A 525-nucleotide genomic window follows, 5' to 3' on the forward strand; every position below is an offset into this window, starting at 1 on the left:
TACTTGCTGGCTGAAGTCATCCATTTCTTCTCCTTCTAAAGAAGCATCGACGTCGTCAACACTCATGCTGTACTCTGGGTTGTCCCTAAGGAACTGGTTGAAGTCATCATATTCCCTGCTGCTATCCTCCCAGACCTCCTCAATCAGGGAGTCATCTTCTACAACAGCATACTGCGGATTTTCTGTTGTACCATAGATAATGTGATTCTCGTCTTGTTTTCTAACCAATTTTTCCAGTACTTTTGACTGGTTGTATAATGTCTCGAACTCAGTATCGTTCTGGTTGAAGTTTCTGAGCTTTTCGATAAAGTCAACTACATATTCTGTAGTTGGCGCTACTGTTTCACCACCGCCGGGGCGAGGCGCATCTTCAGGATAGAGCGAATTAGAAATCTCTCCGATTGTACGGATCGCCTTGGTTTTTTTATCTACAGGCCCCAGCGAAGAAGTATTTTCATCTTTTTCCCAGCCGAATCTTAGTGGGTGCCAGTACTCTTGGAATCCATCGTTTCCGGGTTCCAAGTA

Annotated in this window: 1 pseudogene; it reads right to left on the reverse strand. The window is 44.6% G+C overall.

Annotation, left to right across the window (positions count from 1 at the left end):
* Window positions 1-525 (reverse strand): annotated as a pseudogene (locus C5B91_RS22875) (hypothetical protein); the annotation flags it as partial.

The organism is Haloferax sp. Atlit-10N (assembly GCF_003586325.1).
In the GTDB taxonomy this organism is placed as follows: Archaea; Halobacteriota; Halobacteria; order Halobacteriales; family Haloferacaceae; genus Haloferax; species Haloferax prahovense.